The organism is Halobaculum sp. EA56, from assembly GCF_051195075.1.
Taxonomy (GTDB): Archaea; Halobacteriota; Halobacteria; order Halobacteriales; family Haloferacaceae; genus Halobaculum.
In genome coordinates this window covers 270,965-290,003 of record NZ_JBNTJX010000002.1, presented here as the reverse complement: position 1 = coordinate 290,003, position 19,039 = coordinate 270,965, and the positions used below count along the sequence as shown (strand labels likewise).

The 19,039-nt window shown below is 71.1% G+C and carries 16 protein-coding genes and 1 pseudogene; 8 read left to right on the top strand and 9 right to left on the bottom strand.

Annotation, left to right across the window (positions count from 1 at the left end; translation table 11 throughout):
• Window positions 1-2: 2 nt before the first annotated feature.
• A complete protein-coding gene (locus ACQUQ1_RS04590; RefSeq protein WP_435063086.1) occupies window positions 3-488 on the bottom strand; it encodes a ferritin-like domain-containing protein in 486 nt (161 codons plus the stop codon).
• Between the two features lie 173 nt (window positions 489-661).
• On the opposite strand from ACQUQ1_RS04590, the gene ACQUQ1_RS04585 reads away from it, so the two are divergent.
• From ACQUQ1_RS04585 to ACQUQ1_RS04575, 3 genes and pseudogenes are all read left to right on the top strand, one after another.
• On the top strand, window positions 662-1,912 hold the full coding sequence (locus tag ACQUQ1_RS04585; protein ID WP_435063085.1) for an MFS transporter: 1,251 nt from the start codon (window positions 662-664) through the stop codon (window positions 1,910-1,912).
• A 73-nt stretch (window positions 1,913-1,985) separates the two neighbouring features.
• A pseudogene (locus tag ACQUQ1_RS04580) lies at window positions 1,986-2,348 on the top strand (saccharopine dehydrogenase NADP-binding domain-containing protein); the annotation flags it as partial.
• Between the two features lie 496 nt (window positions 2,349-2,844).
• Entirely contained in the window at window positions 2,845-3,255 is a 411-nt protein-coding gene (locus ACQUQ1_RS04575; protein ID WP_435063084.1) for a hypothetical protein, read from the top strand.
• A gap of 110 nt (window positions 3,256-3,365) precedes the next feature.
• Here ACQUQ1_RS04575 and sufD read toward each other — a convergent pair whose 3' ends face one another.
• From sufD to ACQUQ1_RS04555, 4 genes are all read right to left on the bottom strand, one after another.
• Complete coding sequence (gene sufD, locus ACQUQ1_RS04570) at window positions 3,366-4,586, bottom strand: Fe-S cluster assembly protein SufD (RefSeq protein ID WP_435063083.1); 1,221 nt, start codon at window positions 4,584-4,586, stop codon at window positions 3,366-3,368.
• A 43-nt stretch (window positions 4,587-4,629) separates the two neighbouring features.
• Window positions 4,630-6,060 carry a Fe-S cluster assembly protein SufB gene (sufB, locus tag ACQUQ1_RS04565; RefSeq protein WP_435063082.1) on the bottom strand — a complete coding sequence of 477 codons (1,431 nt, stop codon included), beginning with the start codon at window positions 6,058-6,060 and terminating at the stop codon, window positions 4,630-4,632.
• Between the two features lie 59 nt (window positions 6,061-6,119).
• Window positions 6,120-7,034, bottom strand: a complete 915-nt coding sequence (locus ACQUQ1_RS04560; protein WP_435063081.1) for an ABC transporter ATP-binding protein — start codon at window positions 7,032-7,034, stop codon at window positions 6,120-6,122.
• 138 nt (window positions 7,035-7,172) lie between these two features.
• Entirely contained in the window at window positions 7,173-9,953 is a 2,781-nt protein-coding gene (locus ACQUQ1_RS04555) for a DNA-directed DNA polymerase (protein ID WP_435063080.1), read from the bottom strand.
• Between the two features lie 251 nt (window positions 9,954-10,204).
• Here ACQUQ1_RS04555 and ACQUQ1_RS04550 point away from each other — a divergent pair, with 251 nt between their 5' ends.
• The 3 genes from ACQUQ1_RS04550 (at window position 10,205) to ACQUQ1_RS04540 (ending at window position 11,392) form a co-directional block, all read left to right on the top strand.
• Window positions 10,205-10,375, top strand: coding sequence for a DUF7331 family protein (locus ACQUQ1_RS04550; protein ID WP_435063079.1), 171 nt, complete (start codon window positions 10,205-10,207; stop codon window positions 10,373-10,375).
• Between the two features lie 74 nt (window positions 10,376-10,449).
• Window positions 10,450-10,926 (top strand): DUF7322 domain-containing protein, encoded by a 477-nt coding sequence (locus ACQUQ1_RS04545; protein ID WP_435063078.1) that lies wholly within the window; start codon window positions 10,450-10,452, stop codon window positions 10,924-10,926.
• 46 nt (window positions 10,927-10,972) lie between these two features.
• A complete protein-coding gene (locus ACQUQ1_RS04540) occupies window positions 10,973-11,392 on the top strand; it encodes a DUF7346 family protein (protein ID WP_435063077.1) in 420 nt (139 codons plus the stop codon).
• Between the two features lie 46 nt (window positions 11,393-11,438).
• Here ACQUQ1_RS04540 and rad50 read toward each other — a convergent pair whose 3' ends face one another.
• Genes rad50 through ACQUQ1_RS04525 form a run of 3 tightly spaced genes read right to left on the bottom strand, consistent with a single transcriptional unit; the run spans window position 11,439 to window position 15,846 of the window.
• A complete protein-coding gene (rad50, locus tag ACQUQ1_RS04535; protein ID WP_435063076.1) occupies window positions 11,439-14,147 on the bottom strand; it encodes a DNA double-strand break repair ATPase Rad50 in 2,709 nt (902 codons plus the stop codon).
• Entirely contained in the window at window positions 14,144-15,418 is a 1,275-nt protein-coding gene (gene mre11 / locus ACQUQ1_RS04530) for a DNA double-strand break repair protein Mre11 (RefSeq protein WP_435063075.1), read from the bottom strand. Before mre11 ends, rad50 begins: the two co-directional genes overlap by 4 nt.
• Complete coding sequence (locus tag ACQUQ1_RS04525) at window positions 15,415-15,846, bottom strand: hypothetical protein (RefSeq protein WP_435063074.1); 432 nt, start codon at window positions 15,844-15,846, stop codon at window positions 15,415-15,417. Before ACQUQ1_RS04525 ends, mre11 begins: the two co-directional genes overlap by 4 nt.
• Before the next feature lie 128 nt (window positions 15,847-15,974).
• Here ACQUQ1_RS04525 and ACQUQ1_RS04520 point away from each other — a divergent pair, with 128 nt between their 5' ends.
• The gene (locus tag ACQUQ1_RS04520; protein WP_435063073.1) at window positions 15,975-16,553 is read left to right on the top strand and encodes a DUF84 family protein; all 579 of its coding nucleotides are present in this window, start codon (window positions 15,975-15,977) and stop codon (window positions 16,551-16,553) included.
• 8 nt (window positions 16,554-16,561) lie between these two features.
• Here ACQUQ1_RS04520 and ACQUQ1_RS04515 read toward each other — a convergent pair whose 3' ends face one another.
• The gene (locus ACQUQ1_RS04515; RefSeq protein WP_435063298.1) at window positions 16,562-18,445 is read right to left on the bottom strand and encodes a flippase-like domain-containing protein; all 1,884 of its coding nucleotides are present in this window, start codon (window positions 18,443-18,445) and stop codon (window positions 16,562-16,564) included.
• A 298-nt stretch (window positions 18,446-18,743) separates the two neighbouring features.
• Here ACQUQ1_RS04515 and ACQUQ1_RS04510 point away from each other — a divergent pair, with 298 nt between their 5' ends.
• A complete protein-coding gene (locus ACQUQ1_RS04510) occupies window positions 18,744-19,022 on the top strand; it encodes a DUF7123 family protein (protein WP_435063072.1) in 279 nt (92 codons plus the stop codon).
• Window positions 19,023-19,039 lie beyond the last annotated feature (17 nt).

Genomic DNA, 19,039 nt, shown 5'->3' with positions numbered 1-19,039 from the left:
CGTTATCGCCGCTCCATGATCGCCGTCACTTCCTCGACGCCCTCTGCCTCCTCGGCGCGGATGCTCCGGAGCGTGTCGAGCACCCGGTCGCGGTCGACGGAGAACTCCGAGTCGCTCTCCTGGATGGCCTCGATCAGGTCGTCGTAGAACTTGTACGCGGTCTCCTCGTTACACAGCTGGTCGTACAGCACGCCGTCGAAGTCCTCTGGCTTCGTCTGCCCGTACTGGGCCTCGACGAGCGCCTCGATCTCGTCGTACGAGACGGAGTCGGCGTCGAGCTCCGCGATGAGCCCCTCCAGGCGGCGTCGGTGCTCCGCCGACTCCTCGGCGGCCTCCTGCAGCAGCGCCTCGAGGTCGGGGTCGAACTCCTCGTCCATCTCCCGGTGGTGGCGCGTCGAGCGCGCCTCGACGACCTCCTCCAGCACCACGCCGATCTGGAGCAGTCGGGCGAGCTGGTGGTCCGAGGCGACCCGCTGGCCCACGCTCATCGGGCCGCACCCCCGGCGAGGGTGACGGAGTGCTCGTCGGTCGGTTCGGCGTTCATCGGTGTAGCTTCGGACGACGGCGACCGTAAGCCTTCCCCTCACCGACGCCCGCGGGGACGCCGCCACGGCGCCCCGCACGCCGAACGCTCAAGCCGGCCGCCGTCCAACGGCCGGCCATGAGCGACGCGAGCGGCGTCCCGGCCGGTCCCGACGACGAGCGTCGGGACCGCCTCGCGCTCGCGCTCGTCGTGTACGCGGTCCTGCTCGCGCAGACGCTCGTGTACCCCGGCGTCGACCTGCTCGCGGGGGTGTACGGGGGCGAGGGCGTCGCCGCGCCGACGCTGTTCCTCGCCGTGGAGTTCGCCGCCTTCGTCGCCTTCGCCGGGCCGTGGGGTACCCTCTCGGACCGCATGGGCGAGCGCCGCCGGCTCGTCGCGGTCGCCGCCGCCGGCGGCGCCGCGGGATACCTCCTCCTCGCGCTCGCCGCCGGCACGGGGCTGCCGTTCTGGTCGGTCCTCGCCCTCCGTGCGGCCCAGGGGGGCGCGACCGTCGGGGCGCTCTCGCTCGCCATCTCCGCGCTCGCGGACCGCTCCGGCGGCAACGGCCGCAACATGGGGATCGCCGGCATCGCCATCGGCCTCGGCACCGCCACGGGCGCCCCGCTCGGCGGCCAGCTGTACGAGCTGGGCGCGACCGTCCCGCTGTACGCCGCCGCCGGACTCCTCGCGGTCGCGGCGGCGGGCTCGCTCGTCACGCCGGACCGTCCGCCGGCCGGCGCCGGAAGCGAGGCCGCCCGTCGCCACGGCGGCCTCTCGTCGATCCTGGCGGGCCTGCGCGACAGGGAGGACCTGGCGGTCCCGTACGCGTTCGCCTTCGTCGACCGCCTCACCGCGGGCTTCTTCGCGCTCGTCGGCACGCTGTACTTCCGGGAGGCGTTCGGTCTCGGCCCGGGCGCGACGGGACTGCTGCTGGCGGCGTTCTTCGCGCCGTTCGCGCTGCTTCAGTACCCGTTCGGGCTCCTCTCGGACCGCGTCGGCCGGGTCGCCCCCGTCGCCGCCGGCTCGGCGGCGTACGGGCTCGTCGTCGTCGGGGTCGGCTTCGCGCCGACGGTGCCGCTGGTCGCGGTCGCCATGGTCGCCGTCGGCGTCCTCGGGGCGCTGATGGCGCCCGCGACGCTCGCGCTCGTGGTCGACCTCGCCGGCGAGGACGGCCGCGGGGCCGCCGTGGCGGGCTTCAACGCCGCCGGGAGCCTCGGCTTCCTCGCGGGGTCGCTCGTCGGCGGCGCGGTCGCCGCGGAGTTCGGATTCAGAGCCGCCTTCGTCGTCGCCGGCGGCAGCGAGTTCCTGCTCGCGCTGGCGGCGCTGCCGGCGCTCGTCCGGCTGGGACGGCGCTCCGGGCGGACGGCGGTGTTCGGCGGCGGGGACTGAGACCGACCCGGTCCGCCCTCGACCGCGACAAGGCTGAAACGTCCCGGCCCGTTCCTCCCGGCACCGACCGTTCATGACCGACCACGACCGCGACTGCGACGTCGTCCTCTGGGGAGCGACCGGTTTCACCGGCCGGCTCGTCGCCGAGCATCTCGCCGACCGCTACGGGAGCGACCTCGACTGGGCGTTGGGCGGACGATGCGAGGACCGGCTCGCGGCGGTCCGCGACTCGCTGGCCGAGCGGGATCCCGACCTCGGGACCCTAGACCTCCTCGTCGGCGACGCCTTCGAGCGGGGGAGTCTCGACGCCATCGCCGAACGAGCGGCCGTCGTCTGCACGACTGTGGGCCCGTACGCCCGTTACGGCTCCGAGCTGGTCACCGCCTGCGTCGAGCACGGGACGAACTACTGCGACCTCTCCGGGGAGGTCCACTGGATGCGCCGGACGATCGACGAACACCACGAGCGGGCCCGCGAAACCGGCGCGCGGATCGTCCACAGCTGCGGCTTCGACTCCGTACCGAGCGACCTCGGCACGCTGGTGCTCCAGTCGCACGCCGAGGAGGCGTTCGGAACCCCCTGCGATGAAGTGCGCGCCCGCGTCTCGGTCCGCGGCGGCGCCTTCAGCGGCGGCACCGTCGCCAGCATGGTCGAGACGTACGAGGCGGCCGCCGAGGACCGCGAAGTGCGCCGGATCCTCGCCGATCCGCGGGCGCTCGACCCGCCCGAGAGCCGCGGTGCGCCCGCCGATCGACCCCAGCGCGGGGTGGGCTACGACCGCGACCTCGACACCTGGACCGCGCCGTTCGTCATGGCGCAGGTCAACGAGCCCGTCGTCCGGCGGTCGAACGCCCTGCTCGGCTACCCGTGGGGCCACACGTTCAGGTACGACGAGGCGGCGGGGACGGGCGACGGCGTCGGCGGCGCCGTCCGTGCCGGCGCGCTCGCCGCCGGACAGGGGCTGCTCGCCGGGGCGTTGTCGGTCGGCCCGCTACGCCGGGTCCTCGACCGCTACGTGCTACCCGAACCCGGCGAAGGGCCCCGACGAGGAGACGATCGAGGGGAGTTCCTTCGAGGTCCGCCTCCGGGGGACGGGCGCCTCCGAGGGGTACCCGGGCGGGTTCGCCGTCGAGGCGACCGTCCGCGGCGACCGCGACCCGGGGTACGGCTCGACGTGCCGGATGCTCGGGGAGTCGGCGGTGTGTCTCGCGAGAGGCGAGGTCGAATCGCCTCACGACGGCGGCGTGTTGACGCCCGCCTCCGGGATCGGTCTACCGCTGATCGACCGACTAGAGGGCACCGGCGTGTCGTTCGAGGTGGAGACGGTCGAGGGCGGGGACTGACGCCGCGGTCACCGTCGCCGTCGCTCGGAGTCCGGGACGGACCGCAGAACGCCCGCGGCAGCGAGTTCCGAACGCGGGTGCAGCGAGGGCCGCGGGCGCCGCACCGCGCCTCAGTCGAGGCGCGCGACGATCAGGTCCTCGATGTCGTCGCGGAGCTCGTCGACCTCGACCTCCTCGAGGACGGGGACGAAGAAGCCCTCCACGAGCATGTTGCGCGCAGTGTTCTCCGGGATGGAGCGGGAGGTCATGTAGAACAGGTCCTCCGCGTCCACCTGGCCCACCGTCGCGGAGTGGGACGCCTCGGTGTCGTGGTTGTGGATGATGAGCTTCGGCGAGGCGTCTGCCTCGGACTCGTCGCTCAACATCAGCGTGTTCTCGCGCTGGTAGGAGCTGGTGTCCCAGGCGTCGCGGCCGACGTCCTGGACGCCCTCGTACACCGAGCGCGCCTCGTCGTCGAGGACGCCGCGGGTCACCAGGTCGGCGGTGGTGTGCTCGCCGTGGTGCCAGACGCGGGCGTTGATGTCGAAGTGCTGGTCCTCGTGACCGAAGAACGCGCCGACGATCTTCGACTCCGAGGAGTCGCCGGTCAGTTCGGTCTCGATGTCCGAGCGGGTGAGCCGGGAGCCGATGTTCCCCTCGATCCAGTTAACCGTGGAGTAGGTGTCGGCGTCGCCGCGCTTCAGCGTGAAGTTGTACACGTCCTCGTCCAGGTTCTGGAGCGTGCCGTACTGGACGTAGGCGTTCTCGCCGCCGACGACCTCCACGAGGTTGCTGAAGTAGCGGTCGCCGTCGACCTCGGCGGCGGCGCCGTCGCCGTTCGAGATCCGCTCGAGGATCGTCGCGGAGGCGTTCTCCTCGGCGACGACGAGCGTGTGGCTGAACAGCGAGCGGCTGTTCATCTCGGCGCGCACCTTCACGTCCTCGGCGTCGACGCCGGCGGGGACGTAGATGACCGTGCCCGTGGTGAACAGCGCCGTCGACAGGGCCGTGAGGTAGTTCGTCTCCGGGTCGGTGACCGAGCCGAAGTGCTCCTCGACGAGCTCGCCGTGCTCGGCGAGGGCGGTCTCGAAGTCGAGGACGCGGGCGCCCTCGGCGGTGACGCGCTCGGTCTCGTCGCTCTGGTTCAGCGGGTCGACCAGCGACTCGAAGTCGAGGTCCTCGAGGTTCGTCCAGCGGCGGCCGGGCGTCTCGATGACGCTCGGCATCTCCAGGTCCTCGAGCGCCGCCAGCGCGTCGAGACGCGTCTGGAGGAGCCAGTCCGGTTCGTCGCGCTCCTCGGAGATGGTTCGCACCGTCCCCTCGGAGAGGTTCGCGGGTAGCTGTGTGCTCATTGTGTGTGGTGAATGTGGGGTGGTGGAGACGGGGCGCCGGGGGTTACCCGAGCGAGCCCTCCATCTCCAGTTCGACGAGCCGGTTGAGCTCGACGGCGTACTCGATGGGCAGTTCCTCCGTGATCGGCTCGATGAAGCCCGAGACGATCATCTGCTTGGCGTCGTCGTCGTCGAGGCCGCGCGACTGCAGGTAGAACACGTCCTCGTCGCCGATCTTGCCGACGGTCGCCTCGTGGGCCACGTCGACCTTCGACTCGTTGATCTCCATGTACGGCATCGTGTCGGAGGTCGACTCGTTGTCGAACATCAGCGCGTCGCACTCGACGGCCGTCGAGGAGTTCTCGGCGCCGTCGGCGATGTGGACGAGGCCGCGGTAGTTCGTGCGGCCGCCGTCCTTGCTGATCGACTTCGACTCGATGGTCGACTTCGTGTCCGGCGCGTTGTGGTACACCTTCGCGCCGGTGTCGATGTTCTGGCCCTCGCCCGCGAAGGCGATGGTGATGTGGTTGTCGGAGGCGCCGCGGCCCTTGAGGATGGAGCTGGGGTACAGCATCGTCGCCTTCGACCCCATCGACCCGGAGATCCACTCCATGCGCCCGCCCTTCTCGACGATGGCGCGCTTCGTGTTGAGGTTGTACGTGTTCTTCGACCAGTTCTGGACGGTCGAGTACTGGACGTGGGCGTCCTCGTTGACGAACACCTCGACGCCGCCGGAGTGGAGGTTGATCGCGGAGTACTTGGGCGCGCTGCAGCCCTCGATGTAGTGCACCTCCGAGCCAGCCTCGGCGATGATGAGCGTGTGCTCGAACTGGCCCATCCCCTCGGAGTTCATCCGGAAGTACGCCTGCACGGGCATCTCGACGGTGACGTCCTCGGGGACGTACACGAACGAGCCGCCCGACCAGACGGCGCCGTGGAGCGCGGCGAACTTGTTGTCGCTCGGGGGGACGCACGTCGTCATGAAGTGCTCGCGCACGAGCTCCTCGTGCTCGCGGACGGCCTCGTCCATGTTGCAGAAGACGACGCCCTTCTCCTCCCAGCGCTCCTGCATGTTCTGGTAGACGACCTCCGACTCGTACTGGGCGCCGACGCCCGAGAGGGCGTTCTTCTCGGCCTCCGGGATGCCCAGCTTGTCGAAGGTGTCCTTGATGTCGTCGGGGAGCTCCGTCCAGTCGTCGACGCCCGCGCGGACGTCCACGTCGGGGCGGATGTACGGGACGATCTCGTCGACGTCGACCTCCGAGAGGTCCGGCTGGCCGGGCCAGTCGGTCGGCATCGGCATCTCCTGGAACTGCTCGAGCGCGCGGAGGCGGCGCTCGAGCATCCACTCGGGCTCGTCCTTGTCCTCGGAGATCGCGCGGATGGTCTCCTCGGTGAGCCCCTTCTCGGCGGCGAACGCCGCCTTCGAGTCCTTCTTGAAGTCGAAGCGCTCCTCGGTGTCGGTCCGCTTCAGATGGTCCTGTTCCGAACTCATGTGTGTTGTCTCGTGTTTACAGTTGTATACATATTAGGCTATTCAGTAACCGTAAGCGGTTACGCCGCCTCGTAGGCTTCCTCGCGGACCCAGTCGTACCCCTCGTCCTCGAGCTCCTCGGCGAGCTCCGCGCCGCCGGACTTGGCGATCTTCCCGTCGAGCATCACGTGGACGTGATCCGGCTCGACGTAGTCGAGGATCCGCTGGTAGTGGGTGATCTGGAGGATGCCCGTGCCCTGCTCGTCGCGGAGGGCGTTGATGCCTTCGGAGACGTCCTGCAGGCGGTCGATGTCCAGCCCGGAGTCGATCTCGTCGAGCACGGCGATCGAGGGCTCGAGGATCGCCGCCTGGAGCACCTCGTTCTGCTTCTTCTCGCCGCCGGAGAAGCCGGCGTTGAGGTAGCGCTCGGCGAACTTCTCGTCCATGTCGAGCAGCTCCATCTTCTCCTTCAGGAGCTGCTGGAACTCGGCGACGCCGATCTCGCCGTCGTCGACGGGGCCCTCCATCGGGGAGGTGTCGTAGCCCGCGTCCTCCTCGGCCTCCTCCTCGTCGGCGTCCTCGTCCTCGAAGAGCTCCTCGCGCTCCTCGGCCTTCGCGTTGAGCGCCTGGCGAAGGAAGTTCACCATCGTCACGCCCTCGATCTCCGCGGGGTACTGGAAGCCGAGGAAGATGCCGAGCGCGGCGCGCTCGTTCGGCTCCAGGTCCAGAAGGTCCCAGTGGAAGTCCTCGTCGTCGAGGTCCTCGTCGACGTCGGCGACGTCCGCCTCGTCGAGGTGGAGCGTCACCGAGCCGCCGGTGACCTCGTAGGCCGGGTGACCCGCGATGACCTTCGCGGTCGTCGACTTGCCCGAGCCGTTCGGGCCCATCAGGGCGTGGATCTCGCCGCTGTTCACTTCGAGGTCGACGCCCCGAAGGATCTCCTCGCCGGTCTCCGCGACCTTCGCCTGGAGGTTTTCGATTTCGAGTGTTGCCATGTTCGTGAATACGCCTCTACCCTTCGATGGGGCCGTTTCACGCATCAAGGTTTCGCATCAGCCACTATGTGATTCCTTCGCACGGAAATTCGTTTTCCGTATCGAAAAACAGCGTTCGACTGTCGGGTAATCGCCCGACTACATGAAGCTACCGAGCCCGGTCTGCTCCTGGCCGCTCTTGACCTCCTCCCAGGACATCCCGAGCGCCTCGATGATCCGGGCGATGGGCCCCTTCAGGGTCTTGTCCAGCATCTTCTCCCAGTCCACCTCGAACTCCTCGGGCACCTCGTCGGCGTACTCGAAGCAGATCACGTCGGGGTCGCGCTTGAATTCCCCGTACAGCGGGTCCGTCTGCGGGTCGAGGCCGTGTTCCTCCTCCATCCGCGCCCAGAAGTCCGGGTGGACCTTCTCGATGTAGAGGCGCTTGGGCTTGGAGCCGCGCTGGAAATTCGTGCCGAGCATGAGGTTGGCGTACTTCGCGCCCCGGACCTGCGCGGTGTCGGTCTCGTACGCCTCCAGGCGCTTGCCGATGCCGCCGGGGATCCCGACCTCGTCGAGGTCGGCGTCGCCGTCGAGGAAGCTCTGGATCTCCTCGTGGAGGTAGTCGGCGATGTCCGCGGTCTCCTCCCCGTGGACGATCATCTCGATGACGCGCTTCTGGACCCGCTTGGTGACCGGCGCGATGTCCGAGCGCTTGTACTCGAAGCCGGTGATGTCGATGTCGTCGACGTCCTTGCCCTCCTTCCAGACGATGTGCCCGGCGTAGCGCTTCTTCTTGCCCGCCTGGAAGAACCGCCGGTAGAGCTTCTCGAACTCGATCTCGAAGCGGTGCTCCTCGGCGTCGAGCTCATCGCGCGCGAAGTCGTCGTAGCGGCCGTTGATGTGTTCCTCTATCCCGAAGGACTGCTCGATCGCCTGCTCGGTGGAGATGTCGCTCCCGAGCGCGAGCATGATGCTGTCGGTGTCCCCATATGTCACTTCGTGGTCAATTTCGCGAGCGGCCTCCTCGGTGAACTCGATCACGCGCCGGCCCATCGCCGTGATCGCGGCGGCGTTGTCCTTGTCGTACAGGCGGAATCGATCCCACCCCGACACCCCGTAGAGGCTGTTCATGATGACCTTCACCGACGCCTGCTGGCGGTCGTACTGCTCGTAGGCGTCCGTACCCGGCTCGTGCTCGTCGCGCTCGCTCTTCAGGCGCTCGCGCTCGGTGAGCAGTTCGTCGACCATCTCGCGCATCATCCCGTCGGGCTCCTTGCGGAACCGGGTGCCGTTGGGCGCCCGGTACGTCTCCCCGTCGAAGGACTCGGGGTCGTCGACGATGGTCTCGGGGCTGGCGTTGATCGTCACCATGCACATCGGGTACAGGCTCTTCAGGTCCAGCACGGAGACCATCTCCTCGACGCCGGAGATGGGCTCGAAGACGGCGCCGCCCTCGAAGTCCTCGCCCTCCTGCTGGCCCTTGGTCGGGAGGACGAACTGCCCGTAGGCGTTGTGGAGGACGTACATGTCGACGGCGTCGCCGGGCGTGGGGGCGTCCTCGAGCTGACAGCCGACGAACTTGCGCGCGTCGTCCCAGAACGCCACGATGTCCTGCTTGCGGTCGATCTCCACGCAGAGCTCTACGTCGCGGACGTTGTACTCCAGCAGGCGTTCGGGATCCTGCTCCCAGAGGTCGCCGATGTCGCCCGTGTAGCGCTCCTTCCCGACGTCCAGTTCGAGTTCGCCGACGGCGTCCAGCCGGTACGACTCCAGTTCGGTGAACTGGGTGCGCTGGTAGGCGTACAGCAGGTCGAACACGACCCGCCCCTTCACGTCGGGCCCGCCCCACCCGGAGCGCCACGTCTCGTCCACGCGCGAGAGCCGGTCGGGCGAGAGGTCGTAGTCGCTGGCGCCGTCGAGCACCTCGCAGCGGTCCATGAAGTACGGCGCGTCGAAGTCCTCGAAGTTCCAGCCCGTGAGCACGTCGGGGTCCGTCTCCTCCAGGTACCTGATGAACGCGTCGAGCATGGCGTCCTCCTCGGCGAACGTCTCGACCCGCACGTCGCTGTCGCGGTCACCGATCTGCTCGTAGTCGTCGAGCACCTCGGGGGCGTCGACGCCGCCGACGGGCGCGTCGTACAGCCAGGCGACGTACTCGTCGCGGTAGGAGTCGTGGGAGGTGAGACACACGACCGGCTCCTCGCCGTCCTCGGGGAAGCCGGATCGGTCGTCGACCTCGATGTCGAAGGTGTTCACGCGGATGTCAGCGTCCACGTCGCACGGCTCCAGGTGGTCGGGCGTGACCTGCAGGCGCGCGCGGTCGCCGCCGCCGTCGGCGTCGGCGGCCTCGTCGAGGCGGCGCTCCTCGACGCGCAGGCCCGACGTGACGCCGTAGTCGATGAGGAAGCGGTTCGGGAACAGGATGTCCGCCTCGTAGGTGCGCTCGAAGTCGTCGCGGATCTGGCCCACGTCGCGGGGCGTCCGCGCGACGACCTTCGTCACCGGCTCGCCGCGGATGGACTCGAAACGCTCCCCGTCGGGGTCCTCCTCGCGGGTGTCGAGCACCACGTCGTACTCCTCCACGAGGTTCCGGTCCTCGATGTCGGCCGTCGGGACGTAGAAGTACGGCTCGATGCCGAGCACGCGGACGTGCTCCGCGGTGTTGTCGGCCCTGCGGCCGAACACGTGGACCACGGGGTACTCCTCGACCCCGGTTCCCTCGACGGTGTAGTCGACGGCCGTGACCATGAACTCGACCGTCCCCTGGGAGTCGGGGACGACGATGTCCTCCCGGTCGATCACGTCGCTCACCCGGCCCTGGCCGGCGCCGGCGACGTACGCCGCCTCCTCGTCGGGACGGGCGTCCTCGCCGCCGGCCCCTGCCGCCGTGTCGGCGTCCCCGCCGAACTGGTCGAGGCCCGCCTGCGAATCGGTCATCGTCCGCACTTCGCCGGTCGGCGGTAAAAACCTCCCTTTCGCCCGGACCGGCGTCCCCGTCGCCGGTCGCGACGAGCACGGTTCCCGCGGTAGGATCGCCGTTCGACGCGGTACGCCGCGATTATCGGGACCCGAACCGCGACCGACCGCTCGGGTCCGACTCGACCCGTGATCGCCGGACTCGACGGCGGTGGCGAGCCCGGCCGCCACGGAAAGGCATATACCATGCCAAGCCATACCACGGGCCGGAGATGACCCACGCATCCGACACCCCGTTGGACCGCTCGGACGAGAGTCCGGACGAGGCCGTCGAGACGGTCGAGGCGTACGAGGACGACGGGCGAACGGTGCTCTACGACTCCGAGAACCCGCTCGCGTGGGTCGAGGCGAGCACCGCCGTCGCGCTCGCCGACCTCGCCTGAGGCCGGCGGACCCTCCGGCGCCGGCGGCCGCCGGGCTGCCAACCCTTTTGCCCGCGGTTCGCCTACCGGAGCGCGTGCTCGACGACGACGACGACGGCGACCTGTTCGGCCTGGAGCGGCAGGCCTCGGAGGCCGAAGAGCGCGGCCCGCGGGTCGACGTCCCGTCGGTCGACAACCCGGCCGACTCGCTCCCGGATCCCGAGAGCGTCGACCCCGCGGTCCAGCGGTCGTTCTGGATGGCCGTCGTGTACGCCAACGTCGCCCTGTTCGGCGTCTCGCTCGGCCTCATGCTCGTCGGCTTCCGCGGGCAGTGGCGCTGGGGCGGCGCCGCCGCCGTCGTCGGCGTCCTCGCCGGAGTACGGGTCTACCAGACGTACCGGGCGTTCGAGCGCCGGCGCGAGGAGCGGGCGGACGGGGACGCGGGGGACGGCGACGCGGACGACGGGACCGACGACGACGGCGACGCCCCCGCCGACCCCGACCCCGCCGACGTGGACGCGGACGGGTCGACGAGCGCGGCGGCGGCCGACGCCGACCTCACGGACGGGTGACCGCCCTACCGACACGCCTTTTCGCGTTCGAGTGCTTCGCCCGCCCATGCAGCCCGTCCGGGACGCCGACGGCCGGCGCTACCTGCTCGTGAAGCGGTCCGCGGAGTCGAGCCTCGTGCGCGACCCCGCGACCGGCGAGGAGCGCCACCTCCCGAACGGCGAGCTCGAACCCGAGGGCGAGTCGCCGCTGGCGGCGGCGGCCGGGGCGCTGCCGGAGGGGACGCGCAACGCGGTGCTGGCGTGTCGAGACGAGCGCGCGCTCGGCCTGCTCGTCGAGTTCGCCGACCGCGGGGCGCTGTCGGTCCGGACGCTCCTCGACGCCTACGACCTCTGCGAGTCGGACCTCCACGGCCTCCTCGCGGAGTTCCGCGCGGCCGGGCTGCTCGCTGAGACGACCGTCGCCGGCGAACGCGGCTACGAGCCGACCGAGGCGGCGCTGTCGGCCGTCGAGCGGCTCCGCGGGTGAGCGGGCGGCACCCGGGTCCGCGGGCCGCCGCGCCCGCCCGCCCGGCTCAGTCGTCGGCGCGCTCGGGGTCGCCGAACTCCCCCGCGACCGCCGCCAGCGACGGGTCGTCCGCGCGCTCGACCGTCGAGCGGTTCGAGGTGGGGTCCTTCTCGACCCGGACGAGGTCGTCGGCGGCGCCGACGAGCTCGTCGTCGTGACTGACGATGAGGATCTGACGGACGCCGAACCCGCGCATCTCCTCGACCAGGTCCGCCAGCCGCGAGACGTGCCCGGAGTCGAGGAACACCGTCGGCTCGTCGAGGATGAGCGGCGGCGTCGGCGCCGCCCCCTCGATCCCCTCCGCGAGGAGGCGGTAGATCGCACACCGCAGCGAGAGGTTGAACAGCGCCCGCTCGCCGCCCGACAGCTGTTCGGGGTCGAGCGGCTCGCCGTCCTTCTGGTAGACGGTGAGCTCGTACTCGCCGTCGAGTTCGATGTGGGAGTAGGCGTCGTTGCCGTACACCAGCTCGAACGTCTCGTTGAGCATGCGCTCCAGGCTCTCGACGTTCGCGCGACGCAGCTCCGCCCGGAGGTCGCCGTACATCGCCTCCAGCTCCTCGGTCTCCCCGTGGAGCGCCTCCAGCTCCTCGACGCGGGCCGCGAGCGCGTCGCGGCGCTCGCGCAGCGACTCCAGCTCCTCGATCTCGTTCTCGACGGCGCCGATCCGGCTGGTGAGGTCGTCGCGGCGCTCGCGCAGCGACGCCAGCGCGTCGGTCACCTTCTCGATGTAGTCCTCGGCGTTCGCCAGCCGCTCGCGCGCGGACTCGACGGCCTCCTCGTCGACCGCCTCGCGGAGCTCGTCGCGGCGCGAGCGCTTGCTCGCGAGGAACTCCCTACGCTCCTCGTTACGGTCGGCGATGTCGGCGCGCTTCTCTGCCAGCCGGTCGACCTCGTCCTCGGCGTCCTCGATCGCCTCGCGGGTCGACTCGACCGCGTCGAGGCGGTCGCGAGCGTCCTCGAGGTCCGAGAGGTCCGCCTCCAGGTCGGCGACCGTCTCGCGTGTCTCCGCCGCCTTCTCGGCCTGCCGGTCGGCGTGGTCGCGCTTCTCCTCGGCGTCGGCCGCCAGCTCCTCGGCCTCCTCGCGGAGCCGCTCGGCGCGCTCGCGTTTCTCCTCGAGCTCGGCCTCCTTCTCGGCGATGCCGTCGGCGAGCAGGTCCCGCGTGTCCTCGATCTGCGCGAGCCGGTTCTCCGCCTCGGCGAGCGCCTCCGCGCGCTCCAGCTTCGCCTCCAGCTCCGCCTCGCGATCGTTCAGGTCGGACAGATCCGCCTCCAGGTCGGCGACGCGCTCGCGGTCCGCCTCGAGCGCGTCGACGTGCGGAGAGTTCTCGACCGGCTGGCCGCACTCGGGGCACTTGCCTTCCGAAAGCAGGTCCTCGGCCTCCTCGACGCTCGACCGCGCGGCCGCGAGTTCGTTGCTCGTCTCGCGGATCTCGGCCCGGACATCGTCGAGATCCGCACTGACGGAGTCGCGGTGGGCGGACGCCTCGCCGACGTCGACCGGCGCGTCGTCGAACGCGGCGCGCTTCGCCTCGCGCTCGGCCTGCAGCTTCGAGAGCTGCTCCTCCCGCTCGGCGAGCGTCTCCGCCGCCTCCTCGGCGTCGTCCTCCAGTTCGGCGGCGCGCTCGCGCTTCTCGGCCGCCCGGGATTCCGCCTCCTCGGCCTTCTCGGCGAGGTTCTCCGACTGGGTCGCGTACGCGTCCGCCTGCGACCGGACCTCGCGGAGTTCCTCGCGGATCTCGTCCTCGCGCTCGTCGAGCCGCTCGCGACGGGCCGCGATCGTCTCGGGGTCGGCGTCGTCGACTGCGACCCCGTCGAGCCGGTCCGACAGCGTCGCCTCCAGCTCCTCGATACGGTCGCGCAGGTCGGCGACCCGATCGCCCAGGCGCTCGCGCTCGGCCTCGTCCTCACGGATCGTCTCCTCCAGATCCGCGATCTCCGACTCCAGGGTTTCCAGCTCCTCGCGCCGCTCCTCCTGCTCGTCGAGCACCTCGCGGGCCTCCTCGCGGGTGGACTCGGCGCTCGCCTTCTGGTCCTCGTAGTTCTCGATCTTCGCGTCGAGGTCCGACAGGTCCGACCGGAGGGAGTTGAGGGTGTCGTGGAGGTCCTTCCCCTCCTTCGCCTCGACCTGCTCGTCGAGGTTGGAGAGCGCGCCGCGGCGCTCGGAGAGCACGTCCTCGACGCCGAGGCGGGCGTCGCCGGCGCGCTCGCGGTACTCCTCCAGGGTGCCGAGCTGGAGGAGGTCGTCGATCATGTCCTGCCGCTCGGTCGGCGTGGCGTTGATGAGCTTGTTCACCTCGCCCTGACGGACGTACGCGCAGTTGACGAACGCCTCGGCGTCCATGCGGAGCAGGTCCGAGACGAACCCGCGCACGTCGGTGGCGCCGTCGCGGTGGACGTCGCCGTCGTCGGACTCCAGCGTGCAGGTCGTCGTCTGGATCTGGTCGCCGTAGCGCTTCAGCTCCCGGCGGACGTGGTAGGAGCGCCCGTCGTGGGTGAACCACAGCTCCACCTCGGCCTCCTCGGCGCCGTTGGTCACCACGTCCGCGAGCGTCCCGTCGAGCGCCTTCGAGCCGTACAGTGCGAAGAAACACGCCTCCAGCAGCGACGACTTCCCGCTGCCGTTGAGGCCGTGGATGACGGTGACGCCCTCGGAGAGCCGGAGGTCGGTGTCGGCGTACGGCTTGAAGTTCCGCAGGCGCAGGCGGTCGAACCTCACCGCGAATCACCCAGCGTGAGCTGGCCGTCGTCGCCGGGCGCGGCGTCGCCGTCGGTGGCGACGGCCTCGGCGGTGTCGTCGCTCGCGTCCTCCGCGTCCGTGTCCTCCGTCGTAGCCTCCGCGTCGGTGTCGCCCTCATCGTCACCGCCTCCCGACACGTCCAGGTCGCCGTCGTCGAGCCGGCCCTCCAGTCGCCGTTTCACCTCCTCGCGGACGTTCGAGTCCGGGAGCTCCCCGCGGACCACGTCGTCCACGTCGCGGGCGGCCGCCGAGAGGCCCAGCTCCGAGACGCGCTCGCGGACCGCCTCGTCGGGGTCAGCGAAGCTGACGGACAGCTCCTCGTCCGTCTCCACCTCGCGGCGGTCGGTGACCCGGGCGACGAGCGCGCCGCGCTCGCTGGCGAACTCCTCGACTGCGGCGGGCGCCACGGGGTCGCCCTCGCCGGTCACCTCGACGATGACGACGGCGTCCTCGACCTCGTGCTCGCGCACGCGGTCGCGGACGCGGTCGACCCCCTCGCCCGGGCCGAGCTCCGCGTCGACGAACACGAACGGGCGCGTCTCCAGCGCTCGCCGGCGAATGTCCACCGCGTCGTCGCCGTCGGCGTCGCCGGCGAACGCGACGACGTTGTACCCGCGGCCGTCGCGCTCGCTCGCGGACGCGCGCTCGGTCGACCCGCAGTACGTCACCCACGTCCCGTCCACCCGTGCGGTGTCGGGCGTGTGGTTGTCGCCCAGCAGCATCGCGTCGAACTCCACGGTCGACTCGGCAAGCACCGTCTCGGTGTCCCAGTCGGCGTACGCGAACGGCTCGAACAGCCCGTGGGCGACGAGCGCCGCGGCGTCGGCGTCGTGGGGCCCGAACTCGTAGTCCAGCTCGTCGCGTCTGCTCTCGGGCACGTGGTCCAGCCCGTAGAACGCCGTGTCGCCGACGACCGTCGGCTCGTCCCCGAGGCGCGTCGCGAGCCCGAGCGACTCGAACAGGTCGAGCCACTGGCCGCCGCGGGCGGACTCGTGGTTGCCGACGACAGCGAGGAAGGGGATGCCGGCGTCGTCGAGGTCGCGGAGGGCCGACAGCACGCCCAGCAGGTCGGGGAGGTCGGGCCGGCGGTCGTGGAACAGGTCGCCGGCGTGGACGACCGCGTCCACGTCCGTCTCGACCGCGTCGGCGACCACCTGCTCGAAGGCGTCGAGGAAATCCGCTCGCCGCACGGGCGAGTGGTACTGGCGATACCCGACGTGGGTGTCGCCGGTGTGGATGATCCGCGTCATCGGTTGCCCCCCGCTTGTCTCCCGCCCGGCATATGGCTGTCGTGACCGGGGTGGAAGTGGTCCGCGGCGACGTGACGGGCAGGGATGACGTCCGACCCGTCCGCGGCGGGTTCCGAGCCGTCCTCCCCGTTGGCTGTGCCGACAGCGTCCGCGTAGGCCACCCGGTAGCGATCCAGCGCGTCGATGACAGCCTCGGCGCGGCGACGGATATCTTCGTCCCGCGTTCGCCCGACGAGCACGCGGAGCCGCTCGAACCCGTCGGCCTCGCCGAACGCGGCGGCGGACTCGACGCTCGACAGGGCCGCCTCCGCGTCGGCGACGAGCCGGCGCGCGCCGCCCGGCGCGAGCGCCGCGGGCGCCTCTCCCGCGGCGAGCGCCCGCAGCGCCTCGCGAACGTCGTCCGTCTCGGGTCCCGGGGCCGTCGTCACGGGAGGGGTGGTCCCGCGTTCGTATTTGAACCCTCGCCGCCGACGGTCGGGGCGGCCGCGACGTATCGGTCCGCCCGACCACGACCGCGGAGGGCAAGACACACCTGGGTCGACGCGAACGGGCGGGTATGCGGATCGGCGTCGGCTCGGGAAACCCGGTGAAGCGCGAGGCGACAGCACGGGCGATAGACGGCGCGGGCGGGCCGGACGACGCCGTCGTCGAGGCGTGCCCGGTCCCCTCGGGCGTCTCCGAACAGCCGCGGGGAACCCTGGAGACGCGCACCGGGGCGGTGAACAGGGCGGAGGCGGTCCTCGATACGGACGCGGGGAACGAACCGGCGAGCGATAGGGAGGGAGCGGCGGACGCGCCGGCGGCCTACGACCTCGGCGTCGGTATCGAGGGCGGCGTCGCGGAGTACGACGGCTCCGAGGAGCTGTTCCTCGTGATGTGGGCGGCCGTCAGCGACGGCGACCGCCTCGGCGTCGGGAACGGCCCGAGCCTCGTGCTCCCCGAGTCGATCGCCGGCCGCGTCCGCGACGGCGAGGAACTCGGGCCGGTGATGGACGACGTGCTCGGGGAGTCGAACGTGGCGCGAAACCAGGGCGCAGCGGGCGCGCTCACCGGCGGGCGCGTCGACCGGACGGACGCGCTCCGGACGGCCGTCGCCGGCGCGCTCGGACCGTTCGTGACCGACCTGTACGACTGACCCGCGGCTCAGTCGTCGTCGGTCGGGAACTCCGCGCCCTCGGCGTCGGCCTCGTCGAGTTGCTCCGTCTCGTCGACCGCGGCCGTCAGCGAGACGTTGAACCCGAGCATCGCCGCGACGCCGCCGACGACCGTGACGAGGTTCTTGACCGCGTGGTCCAGCACGGCGGCGGCGAACGCGACCGCCGCCGGCACGCCGCCGAGGCCGACCACGAGCGCGGTGAAGGCGGCCTCGTACAGGCCGATCCCGCCGGGCGAGAGGGGGAGCACCTTCGCGAGGTTGCCGACGGAGACGGCGAAGAAGCCGACGACGACCAACTGCGTGGCCGTCATCGCGTCCGTCGCCCCGGGGAACGCCGAGAGGACGAGCAGCGCCGTCGCCACGTCGAGCGTCCACACGACGGCGGAGACGCCGCCGACGCGGGCGAACGACGCGCGCGTCCCCGCGACCGTTTGGACGCCGGCGGCGAACTCCTCGAGGACGCCGACGACGTACTCGACGTAGCTGTCCTCGGAGAACCGCGAGACGACGGCCCGCACGTAGTTGCGGTCGCTCCGGGCGGTCGCGACGATGAACAGCAGGCTGGCGACGGCGACGACGCCGACGCCGGCGGCGACCCGGACCGCCGTCGTGACGGCCGCCGGCGAGACACCGGGAACGTTCCCCGAGACCGCCGCGGCGACGGCGCCGGTCCCGTCGGTGACCAGTAGGCCGGCCAGGACGGCGCCGGCCATCGCGGTGATCGTGAGCAGGTCGAACACGCGCTCGGCAGCGAGGGAGGCGAACCCCGTCGGGTACGGGATGCCGCGTCTCGCCTTCACGACGTACGCGCGGACTGCGTCGCCGGCGCGGGCGGGGAACACGAGGTTGCCCGTCTGGCTGATGAACACTGCCCCCGTGAGGAAGCCGACGCGTTCACGATAGCCCAGTTCCGTGAGGATGTCGCGGTAGCGGAGCCCGCGCAGCGGCCACGAGAGGAGGTACACGGCCGTCGCCGCGACGACCGGCACCGGGTCCGCCTCCCTGAACGCCCCGAGCACCGCCGACGGGTCGAGGTACACCGTCATCAGCGCGAGCGCGGCGACCGTGAGCACCGCGCCCGCGGCGACCGTGCGCGTCCGGGTGATCCGTGGCGACACCGAGAGCTGCCACCACAGGCGGACGATCTGGCTGCCCATCCCGAACACGTCGCGGACGAGGTCGACCTTCGAGTCGCCCTTCGGCTCCCAGTCGACCGGGAACTCCGCGACCCGCAGTCCCCGCCGCTGGGCGCGCACGAGCAGTTCGGTGTCCCAGAACCAGTGCTCGTCCTCGACGGCGTGGTGGAGCTCCTCGAACGCCTCCCGGGAGAGCGCCTTGAAGCCGCACTGGTGGTCCCGGAGCCCGGAGCGGAGCACGGTCCGCACGAGGAGGTTGAAGCCGCGCGAGGGGACGCCCCGCTTCGCGGGCCGGTCGGCCTCGTCGCCGGGGATCCACCGGGAGCCGGTCGCCACGTCGTAGCCCTCGCACTCGATCCGGCCCACCAGCTCCTCCAGGTGGCGCATGTCCGTCGCCAGGTCCGTGTCGAAGTACACGAGCGTGTCGCCGGCGGCGCGGGCGAACGCGAACTCCAGCGCGCCGCCGCGCCCCAGACGCTCGTCGCTGTGGAGGTGCCGGACGCGGCCGTCCTCGCGGGCGAGCCGGTCCGCGATCTCCGGCGTCCGGTCGTCGCAGCCGTCCTCCGCGACGATCACCTCGAAGGCGTCCGACGGAAGGAACCCCTCCAACGTCTCGACGGTCGTCCGGACGGTCGCCTCCAGGGTCTCCTCCTCGTTGTACGCGGGGAGGACGACGCTGACGCGGACGCGTCCCTCGGAGGCCCGATCGTCCGAACCACTCATTGTCCGTCCGATGGTCCGCGGCGGTGTAAGTACCTTCTGTCCTCCGTCGAGCCGGGGATCGCGGGCCGAGGTCGCGGCGGGTCGATCCCGGCTCCTTCCCGCGGATCGCCGCTCGCGAGCGGCGTCCGTCGACCGGTGGTAGGAGCGGGCCGACGGAAGTACGCGAACCGTACCGCGTGTTAGGCGACCGTACCGACGCCGCCGTCGAGAGGGCCGGGACGCGGGGTGTGTCCCCGTGAAACCCGCAGACAGCGACGTGTTAACCCCGTGTACCAAACCCCCTATGTGCCGGCCTCGCGTGGCCACGTGTATGAGCGCGACGGGTACCGCCGACGCGAGCGAGGCCGCCGAGCGGGTCGCCCTCGACGCGGCCGCCGACCTGACCGACAAACAGCGCCGGATCCTCTCGTACCTCCGGGAACACGCCGCCGACCGGACGTACTTCAAGTCGCGGCTCATCGCCGAGGACCTCGGCCTCTCCGCGAAGGAGGTCGGCGCGAACATGTCGGCCGTCGTCGACGCGGCCCGCGACATCGACGTGGAGAAGTGGGGCTACTCCTCCGGGACGACCTGGATGGTCACGCGGTAGTCGGCGCCGGACCGCCG

Excerpts from the sequence above, each read along its gene's own strand:
- sufD (WP_435063083.1), bottom strand. The coding sequence starts at position 4,586 with ATGAGCACACAGCTACCCGCGAACCTCTCCGAGGGGACGGTGCGAACC.
- mre11 (WP_435063075.1), bottom strand. The coding sequence starts at position 15,418 with ATGACGCGGATCATCCACACCGGCGACACCCACGTCGGGTATCGCCAG.
- ACQUQ1_RS04585 (WP_435063085.1), top strand. The coding sequence starts at position 662 with ATGAGCGACGCGAGCGGCGTCCCGGCCGGTCCCGACGACGAGCGTCGG.
- ACQUQ1_RS04555 (WP_435063080.1), bottom strand. The coding sequence starts at position 9,953 with ATGACCGATTCGCAGGCGGGCCTCGACCAGTTCGGCGGGGACGCCGAC.
- ACQUQ1_RS04560 (WP_435063081.1), bottom strand. The coding sequence starts at position 7,034 with ATGGCAACACTCGAAATCGAAAACCTCCAGGCGAAGGTCGCGGAGACC.
- ACQUQ1_RS04520 (WP_435063073.1), top strand. The coding sequence starts at position 15,975 with ATGCGGATCGGCGTCGGCTCGGGAAACCCGGTGAAGCGCGAGGCGACA.
- ACQUQ1_RS04540 (WP_435063077.1), top strand. The coding sequence starts at position 10,973 with ATGCAGCCCGTCCGGGACGCCGACGGCCGGCGCTACCTGCTCGTGAAG.
- sufB (WP_435063082.1), bottom strand. The coding sequence starts at position 6,060 with ATGAGTTCGGAACAGGACCATCTGAAGCGGACCGACACCGAGGAGCGC.
- ACQUQ1_RS04590 (WP_435063086.1), bottom strand. The coding sequence starts at position 488 with ATGAGCGTGGGCCAGCGGGTCGCCTCGGACCACCAGCTCGCCCGACTG.
- ACQUQ1_RS04510 (WP_435063072.1), top strand. The coding sequence starts at position 18,744 with ATGAGCGCGACGGGTACCGCCGACGCGAGCGAGGCCGCCGAGCGGGTC.
- ACQUQ1_RS04550 (WP_435063079.1), top strand. The coding sequence starts at position 10,205 with ATGACCCACGCATCCGACACCCCGTTGGACCGCTCGGACGAGAGTCCG.